This is a genomic window from Streptomyces sp. NRRL F-2664, assembly GCF_000719345.1.
GTDB lineage: Bacteria > Actinomycetota > Actinomycetes > Streptomycetales > Streptomycetaceae > Streptomyces.
This window is the reverse complement of the sequence record NZ_JOFX01000190.1, coordinates 1-2,079: the sequence shown is the minus strand read 5'-3', so window position 1 is coordinate 2,079 and position 2,079 is coordinate 1. Positions and strand designations below refer to the sequence as shown.

1 protein-coding gene is annotated in these 2,079 nt (G+C 67.1%); it reads right to left on the bottom strand.

The features are described 5' to 3' along the window. Nucleotides 1-1,542 (bottom strand): Ig-like domain repeat protein (locus IF89_RS41355; RefSeq protein ID WP_158718132.1); only part of this gene is annotated, 1,542 nt, incomplete at its 3' end. Nucleotides 1,543-2,079 lie beyond the last annotated feature (537 nt).

The following is a 2,079-nucleotide window of genomic DNA, read 5'->3' as shown; positions in this document are numbered from 1 at the left end:
GCCGTCGCCGCCGCGGATCTGGTCGGGTCCGTCGCCTCCGCACAGGAGGTCGTTTCCGGCCCGGCCGGAGATCTGGTCGCTGCCGCCGAGGCCGAAGATGGCGTCGGTGCCGTTGGTGCCGGACAGCTGGTTGGGGCCTGCGGTGCCGGTGATGATGTTGTAGCCGCGCTGCTGCAGGACCGCGGTGGGGGTGGCGCAGGTGGATGCGGGGGCGGGGTTGACGGTGAGGGTGAACTGGTGGCTGGCGGTCAGTGCCGGGCTGCCGCTGTCGGCGACGGTCACTGTCACGGTGTTGGTGCCCGGGGTGGTGGGGGTGCCGGAGATGGTCCCGGTGGTGGGGCTGATGTTCAGGCCGGTGGCGGCCCAGGGCACGGACAGCGGGGCCGGGTTGACCGTCTGTACGGTGGTGGCGCTGGAGGGCTGGTAGACGGTGCTGCCGCTGTACTCGGCCGTGATGGTGTGCGGGCCTGCGGTCAGGGTGCTGGTGGTGAACTCGGCCTGGCCGGCAGCGTCCAGGGGGGCGCTGCCCAGAACGGTGGCGCCTTCCTTGAAGGTGACGGTTCCGGCCGGGGTGCCGGAGTCACCGGACACCGACGCTGTGAACGTCACCGGGTCCCCGGCGGTCGACGGATTCGGAGCCGACACCACGGTGGTGGATGAAGCGCGCTTGGGCACCTGTGCCATTGCCACATCGGTGGGGCCGTCGCCGACGCTGATGGTGTTGATGACGCTGTTGCTAGCAGTGCTGATCACCGACACGGAATCGGACTGGTTGTTGGCTGTGTAGACCTGGGAGCCGTCCGGTGTTACTGCCACGCCGTCCGGTGCGGCACCGACGCCGATCGTGTCGATGACGGTGTTCTCGGCCGTGTTGATCACCGACACATCGTTGGAGACGGAGTTCGTGACGTAGGCGCGCGATCCGTCCGGTGTCACCGCCACATCCTGCGGCCCGGCGCCCACGTCCACGGTGGTACTTACCGTGATGGGATGGGTGCTGGTGTCCAGCACCGTCACATTGTTGGTGACGGAGTTGGTGACGTAGGCCTGAGTGCCGTCGGGCGTGAGAGCCACAGACGTCACTCCATCGCTCAGCGGCAGATGCTGCACGAAAGTGTTGCTGACCGTGCTGAACACCGACACCGAGTCCGCGATCGAGTTGGCCGTGTAGACGTAGTTCCCGTCCGGAGACACTGCTAGTCCATCTGGCCTGCGGAACTGGCCCGGACTGTGGACCGTAAGCAGCTGGTTCGTGGCGGTGTTGATGACCAGCAGCCTTCCCTCCTGCCCATAGGTGCCGACGTAGAGTCGCGAGCCGTCCGGAGACAGGGCCACAGACCTCAATGGTGTACCGAAGCCACCGAGGCTGATGTCCGCGACGACGGTGTCGGTGGCCGTATCGACCACCCGCACGCTGCCTTGCAGCAATTGGTACACGCGGGTGCCGTCCGGAGAAGCCGCCACCCCCACTGAGGAGCTGCCGCCTGGGGAGGGCAGCGTCGTCTGTGTGGCCGTGCCTTCCGCTACGTCGACGGCCCACAAAATCGCAGATTGGGACGGCGCCTGGTGGGTGACGTAGGCGTAGGTGCCGGGTGGGACGGCCGCGGCGGGGGAGGTGGGGGCGAGGATGCCGGCGGTGGCCAGGGTGAGTGCGGGCAGGAGGAGGCGTGCAGTGTTGCGTACCCGCTTGAGGGGGCCGTCCTGCCGTGCATTGCGGCTGCTGCGTGACGCTGGGCGCCCCGACTGGGCGGCGTCCGAAGACGCCTTGAAGTCTGTGATCACGGCCAGGAAGATCTCGTGCCGGGCGCCGGCCTGCGGTGAGCCGCACGGGAGGGGTATGCCGAATCACCCGGTTCGCTCTGTCGTAGGAGACGCTCGTGCCTGATTGAGAACCCGATCCCTCGTCAATGCCGAGCTGCTCTCTGGCTCAACCTGTAGGTCTTCGTATGCGGCTCCGGGTCAAATGCCAGCAGGCGGCATTGGGCTTGCTTCGCTTTGACGGACATCGGAGATCAGGGGCTTGGGCCCCGGAAGGATGATGTTCATCATGGAGAGCATGGGGAAGAAGAAGGTGCGTCC